Source organism: Pirellulales bacterium (assembly GCA_035546535.1).
GTDB lineage: Bacteria > Planctomycetota > Planctomycetia > Pirellulales > JACPPG01 > JACPPG01.
Genome location: DASZWQ010000074.1, coordinates 1 through 21,886, shown reverse-complemented (window position 1 = coordinate 21,886; position 21,886 = coordinate 1). Strand labels below are relative to the sequence as shown.

The following is a 21,886-nucleotide window of genomic DNA, read 5'->3' as shown; positions in this document are numbered from 1 at the left end:
GGTCCTCTACGACGGCGGGATGCGCGTGATGTCTTCGGCCTTCAGTTCGTAAGGATACTGCTCCCCAGTGTGTCGGTTGACGATGGTGAGTGGTCCATGGTACCCGGCGGGCGGGTGCCAGAATGAGACGCGATATGCGACGGCCGCTTCGGGCGTCTCGTCACTAACAATCGTTCCGGATTGGTCGACGTTGAATCTGTCACCGGTCCCGATGATACCACCGGCGAGGTCAGGAGGTCCCCTTAGCGCAAAACTAGCTTGGTCGGCACCAGAACGCGTGAGCAGGAAAATCGTCAATCGGTCGTCAGCATCATCTTCATGACGGTTGTTGTCGAGCGCGCCGATCACAACGAACGGCCGATTTCCGATCGATCGAACGGCGCCCGGCAGGCGATGTTGCACGAAGTTCACGCGGTCGCGCCTAGGGCGCTCACGTGCGTCGCGAAGAGCAATGGCGCGGGCACTGAGATCTCGAAGTGCCTCTTCAGGCGAAATGTTCAGCGGCAAATTACCGAAACGGATTGTGTCCGGATAGATGACGATGCAGCAGGAAGGATCGTCTGCCGCAAGCACGACCCGCCAAAACGGATACTTGCCGAGAAACTCACGTTGAATTCGCTTGATCAGATCGAGGGTGAGATAGTCGAAATCTGGACACACGCACAACGTTCGATCGTCGGCGTCGCTCTTGACGAATATGGGAGGATCGGCGATCGGGTCGAACGGCTTGAGCGCTGACGCGGGCACAAGTTTCTCGAACCAGGCATTCTCCGCCATGTACAGTTCAAAGAATTCGGCGTGCTCGAACTCCGGCACCCACGGTTGGGAATGCAGGACGGGAATCCCATCCGGCCGCTCATAGCCCAGGTTGTACCAGCCGCCAAATTCTTGTAGCGAGGGGCGATTCGTTTGGTCGAGATGATTGCCCATCAAAGCCTGAACTCCATGTTTGGTGGGCAAGCGCTACGCACGATCCCACTCAGTGTCACTTTAGTCGTAAGTTCTCTTCATCGCGGCATCGAACGCGCGCGTCTGGTTCATTCTTGTTCGTCGGCGTCTGTATTTGCGTGAAGATTTCCGAAAAACTGAATCTCACAATCTGGCATCGCGTCGCGCAGTCGTTGTTGTCCGACCGCGGTCAGCGCCGATTTGAAGATTGCCAGATACTCAAGCTCGCGACACCGCGAAAGTGCAAGCGCGCCGGCGTCCGTGAAACGCGGCGCATCCAGACCCAGGCGCCTTAGCTTTCTTAATGCCGCAATGACATTGACGCTGTCGTCGGTGACCTGTTCTGCCGTCACGTAAAGTGTCTCCAGACGTTGCAGTGCCCTAAGCTCCAACATTCCGACATCTGAAAACGAACCCTCGAGGAACAGCGTTTTTAACAAGAGCAATCGCGATATGCACCCTAGGCCATCGTCTGTAATAGAGCTTCCTGGAGCGAGGTTCTTTAACTGCCTAAGAGCCGGAAGAAACTGGGTGTAGGTACCATCGATCCGGTCATTTTCAGACGTCTCCAATTCTTCGAGATGCCCCAAGGCAGCGAGCGGCGCGACATCCCCGTCGTTGTAGAGACCACCGCAAATCGTCAACTTTGTCACGCTGTGCAAGCGCGATATTGCTTCCAACTCGTCGCGACTAATTCGTGGCGAGTCGAGGGCTAGCTTCTTGATGCTCGTCATGCCGGTGAGACAAGATAATCCTGTGGCGGTTACGTTCGGGCTCTGCAGTGAAAACTCGCTCACCTTGGTAAGGCCCGCAAGCGCCGCCAAGCCTTTATCGGAAATGTCCGTCCGATCAAACGTTAACTTTTGGACGTCACGCAAGTGTCCCACATGCTCGGCGATCTCATCGGCTCCAGTCGCGTCATAGACGCCGACTTCGACGACCCGCTCCTGGTCGTCGAATTGAAAATATTGGTTGCAATCTCGAAGATGTCGCAACGCTGCCGCGACCCGGTCTGTTTTTCGGGCGCCGCTCATACCCAAACGCTCCAGCGAGCTTGCACAGTAACGCGAAATTATTCGACCGGCTGTCCCGTGCGCATGTCGATCCGCACGCCGTTTCGCCACAAGATGCGGTACCGCGTCGGGTCGTTCAACCCCGACACCACTAGATTCACAATACCATCGACCGTGTGCAATACCATGGGAAATGCCATTTTCTCGACAAGCTCGGCGGCAGCGGCGTCGCGAGCCACTTCGTTCAGAGTACCCCAGGCGCCGCTGCCAGTGTGCCCTTCCCCTGCCCAGCCTCGCTTGGCCGCCGTCGCCGCGCTTAAGGCCATGAGCCCTGGAAGGACTTTCTTCGCGATTGCTTTCAGTCCTGCCTTTCCATTTTTAACGATGGCCTGAACGACATGGGCGGCCCGCCGGGTCATCTGCCCTGTCGATCCACCATTCACGAAGACCTGCGCAATCGACTTCAGTTCTGCCGCCGTAAGCTTGGGATTCTCGGCAAGAGCGGCTTTCGCGACAACGACACTCTCATTAAAACCAGCACGCCACTTGAAAATCATTGCAAATTCTTTCTTATGTTTTGCTAAGAATGCCGCATCGTCGCATTTTCCCGACGCAATCCACGAAAGTATCTTGCGCGCGTCGTCGTCACCTAGCTTCGTTTTGCCGGTCGTCTTGATCCAATCCTCGAGCAGAATACGCACGGCACGGTTGTACTGATCGTGGGTTACGCCTTTCCATGTGTCGAACGCGTGGTTATAAACCCCCTGGGTCTTCCGTTCCCAACGCGAATATTTCCAGTGCCTTCTTGGTCAGTTTGGGTGCCAAATCGTTGAATACCGACTGCGGTACCCAGTGATGGCCAACCGAATTCGGTCCTGTAAGATGCGCCATCGCCCCTTGCGAGGGCGAGAACTCCGCGGTTGTCGCCTGTGTCCTTCTGTCATTTCGATCGCTGTCATCGCGCGCTGAACGCTGCGATGGGGACCGATTCGCCGAGAACCTTTGATCGGCGTTTGATGTTGGCGCAGAATCGTTCATCGTTTCCCGATCCGAAGACGAGTTTGATAACGTGGAGCCGGAACGACCATCCTCGGCACTCGTCCACTGGCCTCCGCCTGGCTGGCCCGCCGGAACACGTGGATGCTTGGCCGGATCCCAGCCGGCCTCGTAGATCGCCGGGCCATCGTGGCGGGTGATCGAGTCGACGAATGTCTGCACTTCTTCGCTCGTCATCGGGCGTTCGCCATTTGGCCATGCCGGCCTGGTAATCGCTTCGACGAACTCCTGCGTCGCGCCGCTGGTTGACGACGGTCCACGATGGGACCAGTCGGGCACGGTGATGGCTCGGACAAAGTTGTCGATCTCTTGTTGGTGAGCGGCTTCGGCGCCGGCACGTTCGCGGCGGCGTTTTTCTTCGCGCCACTCGGGCGAAATCGCGGCCAGAAATTCCAACTGCTCGCTTCTGATGGGACCATCCATTCGAGAATCTTTGCGACGCATGGCAATCTCCTCGTTCCAGCGAAGGACTCAGAATCGGCAGGCCGTACAGGACCGCCGCGCGAAGGTGCGAGCGCACTGATGAGGAAGCGCTGCAGCACACTCTGCCCGACCGTAGCTCAAAAGCGATCATTCGCCCATTGGCCGATTCGGCCAGTTGACAGCGAGCGCGGCGCGCTCGTAGCGCTCGACGGGCAAAGGGCGCGTGCCCGGCGCCGCGCCACACCTTTCAGCGAGCAATGCTGTAGCAGTGGCACCGCCGCCGAAAAGTGCCGCATTGGCCTATCCGGCTTGCGTTTGGTTGCAGCGCTCGGCACGAAAAGATCCCTTGCTCGCGCTGCGGGCTAGTGGTCGGTCGTTCGCCGACAGCCGGCGCGTTCAACGACTTACTCTTGTTTCCTCTCAGGCTCAAAGGGACCGCCACCTCCCCTTTGCCCTCCGCTAGCACCAATCGTCCGTAAACTTTGCGCGATCGAGCCAGGCTGCCCATTGCCACCGGCGAATTCGCTGCCGATGGAAAGACTTTACAATGGTTTTGTAAACAAGTGTACACTGACGCCGGGGCTCCGAAGACGCTGAAAAATCTGTAACCCTCTGTCCCGATTGAGGGTGCGCACGGACGAACTGCCATTGACACATTTCTGGCACGCCTCCTGCATTAGGCTCCTTCGACAACGGCCAGGACCAGTAAACAAAGGAGTGTGAACAATGCTCGTGCTTTCGCGCAAAACGCGGCAGCAGATTCGGATTGGCGACGATATCACCGTGACGATTCTGGTCGTGAAGGGCCAGGTCGTGCGGGTTGGCATAGAGGCCCCGCGTGACGTGCGCGTGCTGCGTGCTGAACTGCCTGTGTTCGACGAACCGATGGTTCCCGAGCCCAAGGCGGCGCCGGGCAAAAAGAAAATCGTGACGACGATCGACACCACCGACTCGTCGGCCGATTGCCCGACCGAGGCGCCACGTGCGATGCGCCGTGTGCGCACCGATGCGGCGTCGCGCACCTCGCCCGGCCTGCTCGAACTGCGGCGTCGCGGCAGCCTGGCGGGCCTGACGCGTCCGGCCGCTCGCCCGACTTCGACAACCTTGCGACCGTTGTTCAACCGGCATTAGAGGTTTCCGAAGGGGAACCTCGGTGCGACAGAGACGCGTCCGCGGCCGGCTGTCGGATTCCGTTCACACTCCAAGCACGAGACTTCTCAGCCGACGGATCCTCATGACTCTCCTTCTTTGATCGACACCTGTGATGCGCAAGCGCGCTGGCTTGCCACGGCTCGGTGGACCATAATCAGCACCATGGTCCCACCGGGCCGCTGGCTGGCCGGCGTCACGCTCCGTGGGCAATCGTTACCCACGAGCGAGCACGGCGCCCGATGGCACAACCCCTGACGGTCAAGCCTGGCAAGAAGATCGATCTGGCGGATTTCGATCCGGCCTTTCACGACGGCCTCGATAAAGAGCAGGCCGCGCTCGAAACCGAAAAGAATATCGAGGTCGTCGACGACCTGTGCTACCGGCTGTATGCCGAAGGCAAGCGCTCCCTGCTGATCGTGCTGCAAGGGATGGACACCGCCGGTAAGGACGGGCTGATCCGCAAGGTGCTCTCGGGCGTCGACCCGGTGAATGTCCGTGTCGCGGCTTTCAAGCGCCCCACGGCCGAAGAGCTGGGCCACGATTTCCTGTGGCGTATTCATAAGGTCACGCCGCGACATGGCGAAGTTGTGATCTTCAATCGCTCGCATTACGAGGATGTGCTGGCGCCACGCGTCCACCAGTTGGTTGCCGAGGCGGTGTGGAAAAGCCGGTACGACCGCATCAACGATTTCGAGCAATTGCTCGTCGAATCGAATACGACGATCGTCAAGATGTTCCTGCACCTCAGCCGAAACGAACAGGGCCGCCGGCTGCAGGCCCGGCTCGAGAATCCGCAGAAGCGCTGGAAGTTCGAGCGCGGCGATCTGGTCGAGCGCAAATTGTGGGACGACTATCAAAGCGCCTATTCCGACTTGCTCACCAGGTGCAATTCCGAACAAGCACCGTGGCACATCGTACCGGCTGATCACAGATGGTATCGAGACCATGTAGCCAGCCGCATCCTGCGCAGCGCGCTTGAGAAGCTCGATCCGCAGCTTCCCGAAGAAGAACCAGGGCTCGATGACGTGGTCATCGAGTAGGAACGCGCGGTCGATGACGATCACCGTATTGCGCGCCGACGCGGCGAAGTTTGCGAGTTGGAACGCTCAGCGACGCGCGGGCGCGGCCATCGGCATGGGCACCCCCTGGCCTGGCACCAGAACCGTTTGCAACCGGGGTGGCGGTGCGTGCGGAAAACTGCGCAGCTCGTCCAAGTGCAAAAGCAGAATGCGTTGCACCTCCAGCACGCTCAGCGGATGCCGGTGTACGGTCAGATGGTCGGCCTCGACCTTGATCTCGCTTTCGACTTGCTCGCAGTGGGCGCTGTCGACCGAGACCACGCCGTCGGTCCCTTCGGCGATGCGGCCCACGATGCCCTGATCGGGCACTTCGCCCACGATGTTGTGGTACTTCACCCACGCGGGGCGCGGGGCCGCGAGCATGACAGGAAAGATCGGATCGTCCGGCGCCAGCGACTGAATGCTCGTGGTCACTTCCACCGGCGAAGGATCGCGCAGCTTGCCCGGGTTCTCGCGATACAGGTCCTGCCGTCCTTTGACGATTTGCTCGGGCATCGTGATCAGCCGCGCGGCGAGCCATTGCGCGGTACTGTTGGCGAACTTGCTGCCGCGATGCGGCGTGGCGATCGTGATGACACGACGGATCGACGGATTCGGATGAAAGTAGAATTCCTGCGCCAACTGGTCGCGATCCGTCGGCGGAACTTTCAACTCCTGGAGCGGATGGTCGCTGACCGTGCGCCAGAATTCGTCGCCGCTGTCGACCGTCTGCAATTTCGCCAGCAGCCCCCCCATGCTGTGCCCGACCAGTACCATCTGGTCGAGCGCGGGATCGCCGTGGCGCGGGTCGAGCACTTCGCGGACTTTGGCCAGGTCGCGGCGCAGTCGCGCGGCGCTGACCCAGAACGGCTCGCCGCTGGGATACTCGTAGAACCAGAACTGGTAGTTTTTGCGAATCTCCGCGTTGCTGCGCAGGTCGTTGAACATTTCCATCCATGTGATCGGGCTCGACCAGAGCCCATGCACCATCAGCACCGGGATCTTGCCCGCCTCGTACGGTTCGAGCATTTGCAGGCCGCGCGTCTGCTGCGATCGATCGGGGTGCAGCAGGCCATCGGTCGCCGCCTCTTCGAGGCGCGGATCGTTGAGCAGGTAAGCCAGCGGCGTGCTGAGATCGGTTTCCAGCGGCACGCGCCGCCCGCCCAGCACGATCTCGCTCGATACCAAGGGGTCGTAGAGTTCCAGCACGCAATGATGCTGCGTCTTGCCCCCTTCGGTCGGCGAGCCGACGTCCGGCAACACGCGCAACAGGGCGCTAACCGGAAAGCTCAGCTGCGGCGGAAAGAACTGGGCGTCGGGCCGCTCGGGCAGGTGGTTCTTGCGAATCGCAATGAGCGGCACCCCCAGCCCGTAGCTGTGGAAGTGATTGGCCAGTCCGCGGATTTCGTAGTCGGAAACGAATTCGAAGCGGTCAAAATCGTCCGGGAGCCAGCGGCCGCCGTGGATGACGACCGCGACGTTCCATTCCTGCGTGTCCGACTCGATCTTGTGCGTGTGGCCCGGCAGCAGGCCTCCGCGGCCGCGCACGATGCGCATGGCGCTTTCCAAGGCACCGTTATAAACGTCGCAAGCTCCGCGGAATTCGGGATCGTAAGTGTTGCGCGTGGAAGCGAAGCGCTCGTCGAATAGATACAAATAGGCGTTGGCGGCCGCGGCGCCGTAGAGGTCGAGCGCCGCGCCCTGGTCGCGAACTTCGATCTTTTTGGCGCCCAGGTAGTTCAACTCGGCCAGCGAATAAAGCTTTTCGGCCGAGGGGGCGCGGCCGGCGATCGCCTGGAGCTTATTGACCACCACGCGCGGGTCCTGGTTCTTCAAGTCGCGCGTCAGGTCATATTGCCGCAGAATCTGCATCGTGCGCTCGGTTGGCTGAGGCCCGTTGTATGACGTCAGCTTGAGCCGATCGACCAAGGGGCTGCGCGGAACCGTTCTCACCTCGACGTAGCGCGTCGTTGCGCAGCCCAACGGCAAGAGTGCCGCGAGCAACAGCGCGAAGCGCAGCGGCAGCCGCCGCGCGCGGGAACGCGTCGAATCGTGGAGGAGTGCACCGCGTGAAGACATCTTTGCGCGCAAGGCGACCCGTGGCCGGTCAGGCCCGTTCAACAAAATGACGGATTACTGAGCCTCCGCGGTCACCGGTAGCAGGCCGAGAGCCCGCGGAAGCCTCGCACCAATAGGCAATCGCGGCAATCGCGTCAACGCATCCTGATCGCTGCCTTGGTTAAATAGAGGAAATAGGTTAAGTTACGGCTTACGCGTTTTGCCAGTTCCGCCCCACCGCGTAAAATCGGGACCGGTTAAGGAGAGCTCCGCGAAGGAACCATGTATGCCGCCACGCGTGATCGACGGAATCGAAGAGTTGAAATCTTTGGTGGGCAAGCCGCTGGGAACGAGTGACTGGTTCGAAGTAACGCAGGAACGCGTCAATCATTTCGCGGATGGAACGGGCGACCATCAGTGGATTCATTGCGACCCGGAGCGGGCTGCGCGCGAATCTCCTTATGGAACGACCGTCGCCCATGGATTTTTCACGCTGTCGCTTAGCCCGGTGCTGGCACAGCAGATTTACGCGGTAAAGGGGCTGAAGTTGGTGCTCAATTACGGCCTGAACCGTGTCCGCTTCCCCGGACCGGTTAAAGTCGGCTCGAAGGTACGCATGTCGTGCGATTTGCTGGACTTGAAAATCACGGAGCATGGAGTCCAGGCCACGACCAAGAACGTGTTCGAAGTCGCCGGGGAGGAGAAGCCCGTGTGCGTGGCCGAATCGGTCGTGCGCATGTTCTTTTAGGACGAGTGGGCTTGCCGCGACACGGTAGCGAACGCGGGAGCAGTGTGTGACAGGGTCAGCGCGGGTCAGTTTTGCAGGGGTTGTCGGCGGCCTGGTCGTCGCGGCGGTCTGCTGCGCGCAAGTCAATGACGCAGAAACGGCTCCCCTCCGCAAGCATCATCCCTGGGGCCGATTTCGCCCCGGCAGTTGGAAGAAAGTCAGCCTGATCACCGAGACGTTCGACGCCGACGGCAAGGTCATCAACACCAGTGTCGCTCGCACCAGGACGACCTTATCGGACATCAACGATGACGGTGTCACGCTGAAGGTCGAAGCCACCGTGGACCTGGCCGGTAAGCAAGTTCAGTCCGAGCCGCAAGTCCTGCTACAAGGGTGGCACGGCGAAATGCCCGAGCGTGAAACCGTGGTCACGAACTTGGGCGACGACACCGTAACGATTTCCGGAAAGCGCATTGCTTGCCAGGTCGAACAAACCGAGTCGCTCACGCCCGGCGGCCGCATCGTGACGAAAACCTGGCTGTCGGATCGCGTGTCTCCCTACGTATTGCGGCGCGAAAGCACGACCTACGATCGAGACTCGGAAGAAGTCGTCAGCCAGACCCAGGTGGAAGTCGTGGCGCTCTCGCGCGCGATTCGCCTGTTGCGCCGCCATCGCCAGGCGGCCGAGTTGCGCGTCGTGTACACACATCCGGGAGGAGCCATCCGCACCAGGCTCTGGTCGAGCCTCGAGGTGCCGGGGGGCATCGTGGCCCACGAGTCGGAAGAATTCGACGGCGAAGGGCGGCTCGCACGACGCAGCAAGCTGCAACTGGTCGGCTACTCGGGCGAGTTTCTGCCCACCATGCTCCGCTGAATCGTGCCCTGCTGCTAGAATCCGCGGGCGGCACGAATGTCGTCGAAATCGCGGATGTGATAGCCGATCTTGGCGAAATCGAGCACGCGGCACAGGCTGCGCAGCGCAACGCCCAGCCCATCAGGACCGCTGAATCCTCCGAACTGCCCGCCCCCTTTGACGTGCGGCTCCATGTCAAGAAATACGCCCGGAATGCCGCGCCGCTTCAATTGCTGCGCGAGCTTGGGAAGCGACTCGCGAAAATCGCGCAGGATCCATTCGTGAGCGCCGTGGCCAAGTTCGACGGGCACGAAATTCCTCAAGGCGTCTTCGTCGACGTGTCCCTGCCGCGACGGGGTGCGGGGGTGCAAGTAGTCCTTGATGTGCATCCAGCCGATGGCCGGCTTCATGGCCAGGTACTGCTCGTAGCAATCGACCGTATTGTACCCCTGGCAGAGGATGTTGGCCGCGTCGAAGATCAGCACCATCGCCGGATGATTGACCTTGCGATGAATTTCGGCCATCAACGGCCCGGTCTGCCCGACCAGGTTGGCCTCGATTTCCAGGCCGAAGGTCAGGTCCGAACGGTGGCACGTTTCGGCAATCTGCCCCAGTTGATCGATCGCTTGCGCAAGGTATTTCTTCGGATCGGCCCCCTTGGGCGGATAAAACGAAAAGCCGCGGATCAGCTTGGTCTCGAAGGCGTGTGCCAGCTCGCAAGCCTTTTTGACATCCTTCTCCAGGTACTTCTTGAACGGCACATAGGCGTTCTTGGTGCCGTCCTCTTCATCGACCAGTTTAACCTTGCCGATGGGAGAGCCGAGCGAAGCGACGTTCAATCCGTACTCGTCCTCCAGGTGACGAATGTGCTGAATCTCCTTGAGCGTCAGCTTCATCACGTTTTTGATGCCGCCCCCCGCGTCGATGAAGCGAATGCTGTAGTACTGCAAACCGAGCGCGGCCAAGGCTGAAAACTGTTGCACGGCCGTTTTCTGGTTGGCCGCCTCGTCGGCGAAGGCGCTGAGAATGACGCTGGGCGTTTCGTGATTGTTCATACGTTCCTTGTTCCGCGCGGGAGACGCTGCCGGCCGCGGCCGACATGACGATGACAGATTATGTCGCAGCGAAGAGGGCCATTGTGAGACGAACACGGCCAGAGCACAAGATACTCGTCACCCCGCCGCGATGGAGCGGACGGGATGAAATCATCAAGCCGGCCTGATATGGTAGGGAATCTCGATTCTCGCTTTTTCTCGCGTCGAAACACGCCGCACCATGACTGCACTTTCCGCTTCCGCGATTGCCCGACACCCGCTACGCGCTGGCATGGTCGGGCTGGGTATGATCTTTGACGAAACCTATCGCCCGTTCTTCGAGGGCGCCGTACGTCATGGGATCTACGACCCCGCGTTCGGCGTATGCGACGTGCGTCTGGCGGCGGTGGCCAGCCGCACCGGCAAGCGTGCCGCCGCATTGGCAACCGCGCCCGATAATGTGCTGGGCAACTTTGCCAGTTTCAAAGAGCCGGACTCGATGGTCCAGTTGCTGGCCGCCGGCGTCGATTTCGTGTGCGTCGCCACGCCTGACGATCGGCATTTTGCCGCAGCCAAGGCCGCGCTCTCGGCCGGTAAGCACGTCCTGATCGAGAAGCCCGCGGTGCTCACGCTCGCTGAGCTCGACGAACTCGATCGACTTGCCCGCCAGCACAAAGTGCTCGCCAAGGTCGTCTATCACAAGCTGCTCGATCCCGATCACAAGAAGCTCCGCACACTTGTCGCCGACGGCGAGCTCGCGCACGTGAATAACGGTTATTGCACGCTGCTCGAGCCCAAGAGCATCTCCGCCGGACAATTCGCCGAGTGGATCGCGGGGCGCAATCCCGGTACCTACGTCGCGGTCCATTACATCAAGCTGATCGACTTCACGTTCGGCGGGCGACTCAAAAGCGTGGCTTGCACCGGCCAGCGCGGGCTCGTGGGGCCGGCCGATGGACCGACGTGGGATTCCACGCAGTTGCGACTGATTTACCATTACGACGACGGGCGCGAAGCGGCGTTCGACATTCACACCAGTTGGGTCACGCCGGACAACTTTCCCGGCTATGTCGAGCAGGAGGTGCAATTCCGCTTCGACAATGGGGTGTGGAACGCCCACAGCCGCAAGCGGGGCGTGGAATGCACCGTCGAAGGGCGCACGCCGCTCGCGCGTAAAATCACGATGAACAATCATTACAACGGCACGTTCCTGGAACCGTGGCAAGAGCGCTCGCAGCGAGGCTACGGCATCGAGGTGCTGGAACGCTTCGTGCGCGAAGTGGCCACCGTCGAGTTCGCCGGCCCGTCAGCCGGGCGCGGGGCGCGGCTGCAAGCGGCGCGCGAATTGGCGTACAATGACGTTGCGGCCGATCGGCAAACCGTGGCCGCCGTGCAGGCGATGGAAGCGATTCTCGCTCGGCACGCCGCCGGCGAGCCGAATTGCGTGGTCGAGGTCGGTCACGCAGAGGGCGGACTCGTGCTCCTGCGCCCCGGCAAGAGCGATGTAGAAGTACTCTATTCCGGCCGCGTCTGAACTTCCCTCCCTGCCAGGGAGGGATCGAGGGGAGGTACGGCCGCTTCGCAAGGTTTCCTTTAGGCTCTATTTCAAAACCAAAATCGGGTGCCACTGGTGGCTCGCCCACCAGTGTGAGACTCGGCATGAGCACCGGCAGATACTATGGCACACGCTTCTGAATTCGCGCTCGACGGCGTTATCGAACATCGCGGCGAAGAACGCTCGAACGCCGTTCGTCGGCGCGTCGCACAAGTCGAACCGGCGGCTCTGCGAACCTTCACGCCGACCTTGGCCGTGATCGATCGCAGCGCTGGCTCGTATCATTGGACGCCCGAGGGCCGGATGCTGGCCGACTTCAGCTCCGGCGTGCTGGTGGCGAATCTCGGTCACAATCCGTCGCACTGGTGGCGGCGCGTGATCGAATACTTGGGCATGCGCGACTTCAAAACCGGTAGCGAATTCTTTCCCGCGGCGCCGCTCACGGCATACAACGCGATCACGGAGCTCGACACGCGCGCCAGCGAGCGGCTGATCGCTCTTCTGCAGAGCCAGCCCGGCGGTGCCCGTTGCGAACAAGTGATGTGGGCGGCCAGTGGCAGCGAAGCGATTCAAAAGGCGTTGTGGACGGCGCTCCATCGCCGCCCCAGCGCCGACATCATCCTGGCGACGCGCCACGGCTTTCACGGCAAGAAGGGGCTGGCCGGCGCGGTCACCGGATGCGAAACCGATCCCGAGCGCGATCCGCGCGTGCGGTTCATCGGCTTCCCGCGCGAAGAGTGCGCGAATCTCGAGCGGCGGCGGCAACCACTCGATTTGGCTCCTTATATTGCAGACCTCGTCGCGGCGCGCAAGGAGTTCGGCGAGCGCATCGCCTGTTTGATCACCGAACCATATCTCGGCGGCGGCGGCTCGTATCATCCGCAAAAAGAATATCTGCACCTGCTCGAGCGCTTCTGCCGCGATAACGATATCATTTTCATTCTCGACGAAGTGCAGGCCAACTTCGGCCGCACCGGTTCGCTGTTTGCCTTCACCGAATATGGCGTCGAGCCCGACCTGGTCGTGCTCGGCAAAGGGCTCGGCAATGGCGTGCCCGTGAGTGCCGCCGCCGGACGAGCCGATCTGTTCGCCGCCATGCACTATGGCGAAGGGTCGGACACCTGGAGCGCGAATCCCCTGTCGAGCGCGGCGGTGCTGGCGACGCTCGACGAATTCGAAAGCCGCGACATCATCGGCCACGCGCGCGAACTCTCAAAAATCATCGAACAAGGCCTGTCGCGATTGGCCGAGTTGCCGTGCGTCGCGAATGTTCGCGGCGAAGGGGTCGTGTGGGGCGTGGAATGCGCATCCGTTGGCAGCTCCTCAGCCGAACAGGTGGCGATCGCCGCGGTCGAAGCCTGCTACCGGGGAGATGCGGCCGGCCTGGCCATCCACCTGCTCGGCCCACTGGCAGGCAAGGTGTTACGTGTCAGCCCACCCTTGACGATGCCCCTGGATGAAGCGCGCACGTACTTCGAGGCGATGCACTCGATCTTTGCGGCGCTTTGTGCAAGGCTGCAGGTCGCTTAGAATCTTTTGCGTTACCTGAAACTTTTTGCCCTTGTTCCCTGGGGCCCGCCGGCGTTTGGCGTTTTGGCGGACGACTGTTCGGCGTTTCTCGCACGCGCGATCGTATCCAAGATCTCGTCCAGGTCGAGCGTGATCTGCGTCGTCTCGTCCTCGATATTCTCAGACTTCGGCGGCAGTTCCTCCGGCGGCAGCACGCCGTGTCCACCGCGGCCCAATTGCTGAAACAAACCAAGGGGTCCGGTCTCGAGCGAATCGATCCGCGTCACGCCCGCGAGCGAATTCACCATGCCGTCAACGCTGTTCCAGGGAACCGCGTTCGCCCACATGCCGTTCGTCCAGGTGGAGGGAAGGTCGGTCGCGGGAAGCGCGTTCTGGCCCAACGACGAAACGTTGGCCTGCTGCCCGTTTGGCAAAATGATATTGGCGCCGTCCGTTGGAACGAAGCCGGCGAAGACGATGAACACGTTGCTGAACTGGAACATCAATTGCGAGTCGGTTTCCAAGACGATCATGTTCGGGCCGGCCTCGAAGTTCTTGAACGTGAAACGGCCGATTCCGGTCGTGGGGTCGGTGACCACCGTAAAGGTGTGCCCCTCGACTTCGGCGAACTCAACCGTCACAGGCACGCCTCCGACCGGCACACCCTCGGCATTCAACACCTCGAAGGTGATGGAATTCGAAGCGCCGAGAACGCCCGAGCTCGGTTGCTGCAAAACCTTGATCCCCGGCCAGTGATCATCCGGCCCAGGCCCATGATGGGGATCGGGGTTGTTGCTCCAAGGCATCAGATTGATCTGGACGGCACTGAAGTTGGCTTGGAAATTCGTCGAGTCTCCCCCCTGATCGTCATACGGGAATCCATAGGCCAGGCTATTGATGCTGATGCCGCTGGTGGGATTGGTCGTACTGTTCTGGTGCAAGAAGCCGGCGTACCAGTTCGAGGTCGATCCAGGAGCGTAGTAGGTCGGCGGCGTCTGACTTGTCCCAGAGGCCGCGCTATCGGTGTAACTCGTTGTCGGATTGACGCCATTGTTCGTGATCGTGCCCACCAGTTGATAGCCGCTGCCGGGCGTCGTGCTGCGGTAGATGTTGTACTGCGTGGGCCCGTCGCTATTTCCTTGGTTCGGCCCGTTCTCAGCCGTCCACGACAGCGTGACTTGCCCATCGGTCGACGTAGTGGTCGCCGCGCGTTCGATGCTGGTGGTCGTTTCGCCAAAGATGTTCGTGGCCGTAATGACGTAGTAGTAAGTACCCGGCGACAATCCGCTGCCGGCCGTAGCCGTTGCAGAATTCAACGACGGCTCGGCGGCCCAATTGTTCGGCGCGATCGAGAAGTTGTCGGCAATGCCGCGGTTGAATGCCGAGACGATCGAGTTTTCCAAATCCGAGAGGATGCCGGCATCGGCGCCCGGTTGACTGCCCCCGTCGTTGAAGACGCCGTCGTTGGCCATGATCATCGCGGCCGGCGACTGGTCGGCGTGCGGCATCCAGGACGGCGCAGGCGGAGCGCCGGCGATGTTCGTATTCGTGCTGAAAAACGGCTCGAAGATCAAGAATGTCTGGCCGGGCAGCGACGTCGACGTCAGTTCCAATACCGTATAAGTGTGCCCTTCGGTTTGATAGTTCGTGTCGACCTGCCCGGTGAAGGTATAGCCATCGCGATTGATCGTGAACGAGCCGTTAGCGGTATAGTGCCCGAAGAAGTTGGTGAGCGCCTGATTGAAATAAGCGTTCAAAGGATTGTACGTGTAGCTGTTGGCAGGCGGCGTCTGCGACGTGGGTGTGTTGCCCGGGTCGGTAAAGGACGTGGTCGTGCTGCTGCCCACGAGCTGCCCGGTGGTGGAATCGTTGGTCAGGCTGCGGTAAATGTTGTAGCCCGTCGCGCCGGGTGACGCGGACCAGCTCAGGTTCACCGTATCCATCGCGATGTTATGGCCATTTTGCGAATCATTGAACGGCACGGCGAGGGTCACATTGCTGACGCTTGTCTCACCGCTGGCGTCGGTCGCGGTGACCCAGTAGTAGTACGTGTCACCCGTGACAAGGCTCCCTCCGGCCGAATACGTCGGCGCCCCGGCGACTGGGGCCTGCGTCCCTTCGATCAAATGCTGCGGCGCGAGGATGCGGTACGGCTGACCGGCCGAGATCGATTCTTCAAAGAGCGCCGCCGTGGCGCCTTGGCCGGCGATGTACTGGTTATAGAGATTGAACAGATCGGTGCGGTTTTGCGTGATGCCGACCCCTTCGTCTGCGGGCATCGGTGCGGCGGGCGTGGTCGTGATCGTGAACGGAAAGCCGACCTGGTCGACTTCCGACATGTCGATATCCAGTCCGCCCGACGTGATGGCGTACTCGAACAGCCCCCAATAGTTTGGATCGTTCGTTGCCGGCGGGGCTTGCACCGCTCCTGACGCATAACTCACCGGCGGAGCGCTCCCCACGCCGATCACGATCTGCCCACCCGTGACGAATGTGTTGGGCAACTCGACGACGGCGCCGGTGCCTGATAGCTCGTAGGTCAGGGACGAGCTGCTTGTGACAGCCGCGTAATCGTTGATCGAAGAGTCGTAATAGACGACGGTGCCGGAGTTGAGCGTGATGCCCTGGTTATTCGTGTAATTGGCTTCGAGCGTTGCCGAGACCGAGACATAGACACCTCGCGCCGCGACATCGGCCGGGATATTGAACGTGACGGGGACCGCCGAAGGGCACCAGCGAGGTTCGAGCTCTTCGATGTGCGAGTGGCGCGTGCCTAAGCGCTTGCGCGGGGCGCCCATTCGTCGACCGTCTGACATGAGCCATTCGCCGCGCCGAGAATCCCGATCATTCATTGCCGCATTCCCCTGTGAGCACCGTCGATTGGCGCAAGGATTTCTCGGGCCACCGGCTCGTCCGGGCAGCCTCGGCGCGCAAAACGACGTTCAAAGTTAGCTCGCCTGAAGGGCGCCGTTTCGGCCGTGAAATCAGGGGATCGTGCAACCGTCGGAATCGTTACGACCGACGGTTTTGCACAAATTGCGATCGCGATGTGCCGGCCTACGAGAAGCCAACCGCCGGCGGAGGCAACTGGGTCAGCACCCTTAACGGGATGATCGCCTCGGGACAGATCACGCTATCGCTGCCACAAAACGGGATATATTCCGTCTTCGACCAGGGTGGCTACACCTACATCGCGACCGCGGTGCCTGAGCCGGAATCGATGATGCTGGCTGGGATGGGTTGCCTGGTCTCGATCGCGGCCGCCGCGCGACGCAAACTTCGCCGTTCGTGATATTTGGCCGGGCATAGTTTCTTCGATGGACATTCCAGGGGGCGCCGGGCACGCCCATCGCTCGAGGGTGCCGGTGCAGCTCCAGAAGCCCATCGGCAATTTACTCTGTACGGACGTCGGGTTCGGCGTCCTGAAACCGGCGCGGTGTGATTCCCCTTGAGATCGCGAAACATATTCCACTGGACGTTGGTATCGTTGATAATGGCGCGGTGCGGTCCTAACCCGCGGCGGCGAACGTCAAGCGGACCGTGCCGCGCGTCAGTTACGCATGATCCACATCGCACTCGTATTCCAATTTCTGGCGGGGGAGGCCATATGGTACGCGATGCTTCATCACGACACGTCCGCATCCACTTGTCGAGCATGGCCGGTGCGCTGCTGTGCGCTTTCGCCAGTTTGAGCGCGGTGCCCTGCCTGGCTGCCACGGCGGTTTCGTTCTATGGCTTCGACGATGCCGCCTATTCGCAAACGGCGCGCGAAGGCATGGAAGAAATCTTCGCCGGCCGGTTGTTCCATGCCTCGGTCCCGGCGGCCGCAATGCGGCTGGTCTACAGCACGGCCGGACCAGCGCAGAAGAGTGCCGGCTTTGCGCCCGATTCCACCGACGGCCGGTTTTATACCTCGGGCCGGTTGCCATCGCCCCCCACGCGCACTGCGGGCGTGGACCCCGGCTTCGCCCTCGGCGAAAGCGCCATCACGCGCAATCAATCGCTGCACATGACGATCAACTGCTTCATGTGCCATGCCGGCATGGTCAACGGTCAGGTCGTGGCGGGCCTGGCCAACAACCACATCAACCAATCCGACCCGCGAAACGTCCGCACCCGCGGCGACAATTTCGGGCCGTACGCGGTCTGGCGCCTGGGCGCGCGCTTGGATGACCCCGCCAACAAAGGGCTGACGCTGGCCAGCAAAACAACCGAGCTCGATAAGATATTGGATTCGACGCCGCTTCCGCCCGTCGATCCGATGCCCTGGTGGTTGATGAAGTACAAGAAGAAGGATTACTGGTACGCCGACGCGGCGCCGACCGACGCCGGCAGCTTCTCGATCAACTTCACCACGCCGCACGCCGAAATGAACGAGCACCATCTGGATCACGTCCAATCGGTCGCCAAGGCGTTGGCCTTCGCCCGCGAGACGCAATCGCCGCCGTTCCCTGGCAAGCTCGACGCGAACCTCGTCGCACGCGGCGCGGATTTGTTCCACGGCCGCACGAAGCCGCTCGACACCACCGGCTTCCGTGCCTGCACGACCTGTCACGGCAAATACACGCGCAAAGATACCGCCGCCGATCCAAGCGCGCCGGGATCATGGAACGTCGACTACGACTTTTCGCACGTACTGCGCAACGTAAAAACCGATCCCGCCTACAACGCGACGCTGCAAAAGCTCAAGCCCATTGCCGATCACATCAACAAGCTCGAAACCTACATGGCCGCGCACGGCGTTCCGCCCGAGTCGATCCCGCATGCGTCGGTGCCCGACGGCGAAGGCTATATTGCACCGCCGCTGGTGGGCGTCTGGGCCTCGGCCCCCTACTTCCACAACGGCTCGGTCCCGACGATCGAAGCCGTGCTCAACTCGGCCGAGCGGCCCGAAATCTGGGCCCGCAATCACCAGGACCCGTTCGCTTACGACCTGGAACACGTGGGCATGGCCTATAAGCCCGTGTCGCGCGCCGAGTTCGACGAAAGCGCTGAACGCGCCAAGGGCAAACCCTTTGCCACGAACGCCGCCATCGATCACGGGGCCAATTACGATACGACCGTCTTTGGCCACAACAACACGGGCCACACTTTTGGCGATCACCTCGCGCCCGAGGAACGCCGCGCGATCATCGAGTTCCTCAAGAGCCTGTCTGGTCCCGACATGTAGTCCCGGGAAACGTGTGCGATTAAGTAACACTACGTTTCAAAGCTTTGAGTGGGTGCCACTGGTGGCTCGCCCACCAGTGCAGAGTCGGGGCACAAAGCGCTGATTGAAAGTGGCACCTCCGCCGACGGATGCAAGATTCTGAAACAGCCTCCAAGGACCAGCGCCATGTCGACAACCACGCTTGAGCGCCGCCGCCTCGATTTCCGCTCGTGGGCCGAGGTCTTGGCCGACATCGACCACTTGCACCGCTCGGGCTATCAGCGTGCCGGCAACTGGGACTTGTCGCAGATCCTGGATCACGTTGGCGAAGGACTGCGGACCGCGGTCCACGGTTTCGACCATCGCGGTCCGTGGATTGTGCGCAAGCTGATCGGTCCGATCATCCTCAAGCGAATCTTGCAGCAACGTCGCATGAAGGCCGGCATCAAGGTGCCCGACTGGTGGCTTCCCGGGCCCACGCACGACGAGTCGGACGCGGTAAATCGCTTTCGTTCGGATCTGACGGCATTTCAAGAGCTGAAATCCGAGCCGCAGCCGCATCCCTTCTTCGGCCCACTCAGCAAACAGCAGTGGAACGACCTGGTGCAAATCCACGCCAGTCACCATTTGAGCTTTCTGGTGCCCAACGGCTAGTGCCGGCTGGCTCACGTGGCCCGAGTCGCGGCCGGGCAGCATCTATCCAGCTCCAAGTGCGGCGCCATCACGATCGAGAGGAATGCAAATGCGTCGTCGTCTGGCCGCTTGGGGAATCTTTCGGATGCCTCGCTTGTCTTCGAGTTCCTGTTGGCAGAGCTTGGCAGTAATCCTTGTTCTCGCGCTCCCACTCGCGCCCGCTTTGGCCCAAGCGACCGACGCGCCATGGAAGGCCGGCATTGCCAAAGCCGTCGTCACTCCGGAGAAATCGGTATGGCTCGCGGGCTATGGAAGCAAACGCCCACCCGACGGGAAGCTGCACGATTTGTGGATGAAGGCCCTGGCGCTCGAGGATGACAAAGGCCGACGCGCAGTGCTCGTAACCAGCGATTTCCAGGGTGTGCCCAAAAGCATGAGCGATCGGGTATTCGCTGAGTTGAGCAAGAAATTCGGCCTCCACCGGCACCAGGTCCTTGTTACCTTTTCGCACAACCACTGCGGCCCACGACTCGGTGATGATCTGGTCGACTACTATCCGATTGAGGCGGAACAAGTAGAACTGGTCAACCAGTACACCGATCAGATGACTGATCGCATGGTCGCGATCGTCGGCGAGGCGCTCGACAAGCTCGCGCCGGCGCGACTGCAAACCGGGATGGGCAAGGCGACCTTCGCCGTCAACCGGCGCAACAACGCCGAGGCCGACGTGCCGGCAATGATCGCCGCGGGGAAACCGCTGGCGGGCCCCGTCGATCATTCCGTTCCCGTGATGACCGTCACGCGGCCCGACGGTCGGATTGACGCAATCCTTTTTGGCTACGCCTGCCATCCGACGACGCTCAATTTCTTTACCTGGTGCGGCGACTATCCCGGTTTTGCCCAGCTCGAGTTGGAAAAGAATCATCCCGCCGCGACCGCCATGTTTGTCAACACCTGCGGCGGCGACCAGAACCCGTTGCCGCGCCGCAGCGTCGAGCTATGCCAACGTTACGGGCATTTGCTCGCGGCGGCCGTAGAAGAAGTCTTGCAGCGGCCGCTTGCGCCGGTGTCGCCGGGCTTGCGCACCGCGTTCTCGTACGTCGAACTCCCTTATCTACAGGTCATGTCGCGCGACGAGTTGTTCGCGGCTCGCCAAGACGACAACCCGATTCGCGCGCGTTGGGCTGCTCGCATGCTCGACAAGCTGGATCGCGGCGAAACGTTTCCGGCCTCGTATCCTTATCCCGTGCACGCCTGGCGCCTCGGCACCGAGATGCTGGTCATCGGGATGGGCGCGGAAACGGTTGTTGACTATGCCCTACGCTTCAAGAAGGAATTCGGCCCCGGCACCTGGGTATGCGGCTATGCGGACGACATGATCGCCTACATTCCTTCGCGGCGCGTGTGGGAGGAGAAGGGCTACGAGGGCGGGTCGAACCTTTTCGAATACGGCCGCCCGGCCCTACGTTGGTCAGGCGAGATCGAGGACCGCATCGCCGAAACCGTGCACACTTTAGTAAACCAGGTGCAAAAGTGAGGCGGGCAAGCACAGCCCGGCGAATTCGAGTGGACGGTCGCCCCAATGAAAAGCACGCCCGGTTGGAATCGAACCAACAACCTGCGGATTAGAAGTCACCCAAAGCGCAGCAAAATCATCGGAAAAACAAGAGTCTATGCTGCCAGTGGACACAAAAGTGGACACACGCCTCGACGCGGCAGGCTACAGCGACCTGGCTCGGATCGTAGAAGCATGGCCGAAGGTGCCGGAGCCGATCAGGCGAGCGATGCTCGCTTTGATTGGATGCGACCCGTCCGCCGAACCCTCAAGTTAGCCCTAGCTTCGACACGCAAACAATCCCTATGGCGGCGAGACATTCTCTCCACCGGCAACCGTCAATAGGGCGCGCAATATGTTTGGTTCGATTCCTGTTCGCATGAATCGTACCGATCCATCGGCCATCAACATATCGACGCCGTCTCCATGCTGACTCGATATACCATTAGCTGAAACCGCGTTGATCTCGAACGGAATCTTGTCGAATTCGAGATCGACCTGAGGCTTAGTCCAGGGAATGCTCAGTCCCGATACCTCCACCACGGCCACGGTGTTGGACAGCCCGTCTGAAATCTCTTCCGCCTTCCGACTAGAAGCGTTTGGCCATACGGTATCGTTCCCGACCACCGCCACATAATTCGTCATTCCAGGCGGAGTATCGCCATCGCTCGGACAGCGGTAAACGTCAGGCATCTGTTCGATCAACTTGAGATTATTGGGACTATCCCACGGTTCTGTGAAGTCATACTCTGCTTCAAGCCCCCCTTCAAATGACGGTAAGAGTAGTGCCCGCCAACTGTGCATCGGTCGCCCATTCTCATCGACCGTATACGCAGGAGGGAATGAGCCGTAGGCTGCTAGGTAGTTATGCAAAGCGAGCCCTATCTGCTTTATTGAGTCCTAGCTAGATAATGGTCCATCAAGCGATCAGGTGTGTGTAGCGGAAGAAGGAATGTTTCAAGTAGGCGTCATGCTGCTGATTCGTGATCGATGATCGGATGGAGCGGCCCAGGTGCGCGGCGTCGTCCGGGATGAAGTTGGCCAGGTCGCTGTACTTGGTATGGTTCCACATGGCTTCGACGGGATTCAACTCGGGTGCGTAGGAGGGGAGCCATTCGATCTGCACCCAGCGGTAACGCGCCAGCCGCTTGGCAGCCGAGCGA

18 protein-coding genes and 1 pseudogene are annotated in these 21,886 nt (G+C 60.9%); 10 read left to right on the top strand and 9 right to left on the bottom strand.

The genetic code is table 11. The features are described 5' to 3' along the window. Positions 1–6: 6 nt before the first annotated feature. The 4 genes from VHD36_10010 to VHD36_09995 all read right to left on the bottom strand — a co-directional run bounded on the left by VHD36_10010 (position 7) and on the right by VHD36_09995 (position 3,461). On the bottom strand, positions 7–930 hold the full coding sequence (locus VHD36_10010; GenBank protein ID HVU87644.1) for a hypothetical protein: 924 nt from the start codon (positions 928–930) through the stop codon (positions 7–9). 107 nt (positions 931–1,037) lie between these two features. Beyond that, the gene (locus VHD36_10005; GenBank protein HVU87643.1) at positions 1,038–1,982 is read right to left on the bottom strand and encodes a hypothetical protein; all 945 of its coding nucleotides are present in this window, start codon (positions 1,980–1,982) and stop codon (positions 1,038–1,040) included. 38 nt (positions 1,983–2,020) lie between these two features. After that, positions 2,021–2,662, bottom strand: a complete 642-nt coding sequence (locus VHD36_10000; GenBank protein HVU87642.1) for a hypothetical protein — start codon at positions 2,660–2,662, stop codon at positions 2,021–2,023. A 52-nt stretch (positions 2,663–2,714) separates the two neighbouring features. Next, complete coding sequence (locus VHD36_09995) at positions 2,715–3,461, bottom strand: hypothetical protein (GenBank protein ID HVU87641.1); 747 nt, start codon at positions 3,459–3,461, stop codon at positions 2,715–2,717. 705 nt (positions 3,462–4,166) lie between these two features. Here VHD36_09995 and VHD36_09990 point away from each other — a divergent pair. Further along, a pseudogene (locus tag VHD36_09990) lies at positions 4,167–4,304 on the top strand (carbon storage regulator). A gap of 527 nt (positions 4,305–4,831) precedes the next feature. After that, positions 4,832–5,632, top strand: a complete 801-nt coding sequence (locus VHD36_09985; GenBank protein HVU87640.1) for a PPK2 family polyphosphate kinase — start codon at positions 4,832–4,834, stop codon at positions 5,630–5,632. Between the two features lie 66 nt (positions 5,633–5,698). Here the strand turns inward: VHD36_09985 and VHD36_09980 are convergent, their stop codons facing one another. Then, positions 5,699–7,729: an alpha/beta fold hydrolase gene (locus VHD36_09980; protein HVU87639.1), complete on the bottom strand. Its 2,031-nt coding sequence runs from the start codon at positions 7,727–7,729 to the stop codon at positions 5,699–5,701. 265 nt (positions 7,730–7,994) lie between these two features. On the opposite strand from VHD36_09980, the gene VHD36_09975 reads away from it, so the two are divergent. Together VHD36_09975 and VHD36_09970 are read left to right on the top strand one after the other, a co-directional pair. Continuing rightward, entirely contained in the window at positions 7,995–8,456 is a 462-nt protein-coding gene (locus VHD36_09975; GenBank protein ID HVU87638.1) for a MaoC family dehydratase, read from the top strand. A 46-nt stretch (positions 8,457–8,502) separates the two neighbouring features. After that, complete coding sequence (locus VHD36_09970; protein ID HVU87637.1) at positions 8,503–9,309, top strand: hypothetical protein; 807 nt, start codon at positions 8,503–8,505, stop codon at positions 9,307–9,309. A 14-nt stretch (positions 9,310–9,323) separates the two neighbouring features. Here the strand turns inward: VHD36_09970 and VHD36_09965 are convergent, their stop codons facing one another. Next, positions 9,324–10,343: a TIM barrel protein gene (locus VHD36_09965; GenBank protein ID HVU87636.1), complete on the bottom strand. Its 1,020-nt coding sequence runs from the start codon at positions 10,341–10,343 to the stop codon at positions 9,324–9,326. 220 nt (positions 10,344–10,563) lie between these two features. On the opposite strand from VHD36_09965, the gene VHD36_09960 reads away from it, so the two are divergent. Both VHD36_09960 and VHD36_09955 read left to right on the top strand, forming a co-directional pair. After that, positions 10,564–11,856, top strand: a complete 1,293-nt coding sequence (locus VHD36_09960) for a Gfo/Idh/MocA family oxidoreductase (GenBank protein HVU87635.1) — start codon at positions 10,564–10,566, stop codon at positions 11,854–11,856. A 144-nt stretch (positions 11,857–12,000) separates the two neighbouring features. After that, positions 12,001–13,407, top strand: a complete 1,407-nt coding sequence (locus VHD36_09955; GenBank protein ID HVU87634.1) for an aspartate aminotransferase family protein — start codon at positions 12,001–12,003, stop codon at positions 13,405–13,407. 11 nt (positions 13,408–13,418) lie between these two features. Here VHD36_09955 and VHD36_09950 read toward each other — a convergent pair whose 3' ends face one another. Beyond that, the gene (locus VHD36_09950; GenBank protein ID HVU87633.1) at positions 13,419–16,202 is read right to left on the bottom strand and encodes a beta-1,3-glucanase family protein; all 2,784 of its coding nucleotides are present in this window, start codon (positions 16,200–16,202) and stop codon (positions 13,419–13,421) included. A gap of 233 nt (positions 16,203–16,435) precedes the next feature. On the opposite strand from VHD36_09950, the gene VHD36_09945 reads away from it, so the two are divergent. From VHD36_09945 to VHD36_09930, 4 genes are all read left to right on the top strand, one after another. Next, entirely contained in the window at positions 16,436–16,678 is a 243-nt protein-coding gene (locus tag VHD36_09945) for a PEP-CTERM sorting domain-containing protein (protein HVU87632.1), read from the top strand. Positions 16,679–16,993: 315 nt separating this feature from the next. Next, positions 16,994–18,556 (top strand): hypothetical protein, encoded by a 1,563-nt coding sequence (locus tag VHD36_09940; protein ID HVU87631.1) that lies wholly within the window; start codon positions 16,994–16,996, stop codon positions 18,554–18,556. A 165-nt stretch (positions 18,557–18,721) separates the two neighbouring features. After that, complete coding sequence (locus VHD36_09935) at positions 18,722–19,189, top strand: DUF1569 domain-containing protein (GenBank protein HVU87630.1); 468 nt, start codon at positions 18,722–18,724, stop codon at positions 19,187–19,189. A 124-nt stretch (positions 19,190–19,313) separates the two neighbouring features. Continuing rightward, positions 19,314–20,705 (top strand): neutral/alkaline non-lysosomal ceramidase N-terminal domain-containing protein, encoded by a 1,392-nt coding sequence (locus VHD36_09930; protein ID HVU87629.1) that lies wholly within the window; start codon positions 19,314–19,316, stop codon positions 20,703–20,705. 321 nt (positions 20,706–21,026) lie between these two features. Here the strand turns inward: VHD36_09930 and VHD36_09925 are convergent, their stop codons facing one another. Together VHD36_09925 and VHD36_09920 are read right to left on the bottom strand one after the other, a co-directional pair. Further along, positions 21,027–21,608, bottom strand: coding sequence for a DUF1559 domain-containing protein (locus VHD36_09925; GenBank protein ID HVU87628.1), 582 nt, complete (start codon positions 21,606–21,608; stop codon positions 21,027–21,029). 34 nt (positions 21,609–21,642) lie between these two features. Further along, the coding region (locus tag VHD36_09920) for a transposase (GenBank protein ID HVU87627.1) at positions 21,643–21,886 on the bottom strand (244 nt) is incomplete at its 5' end.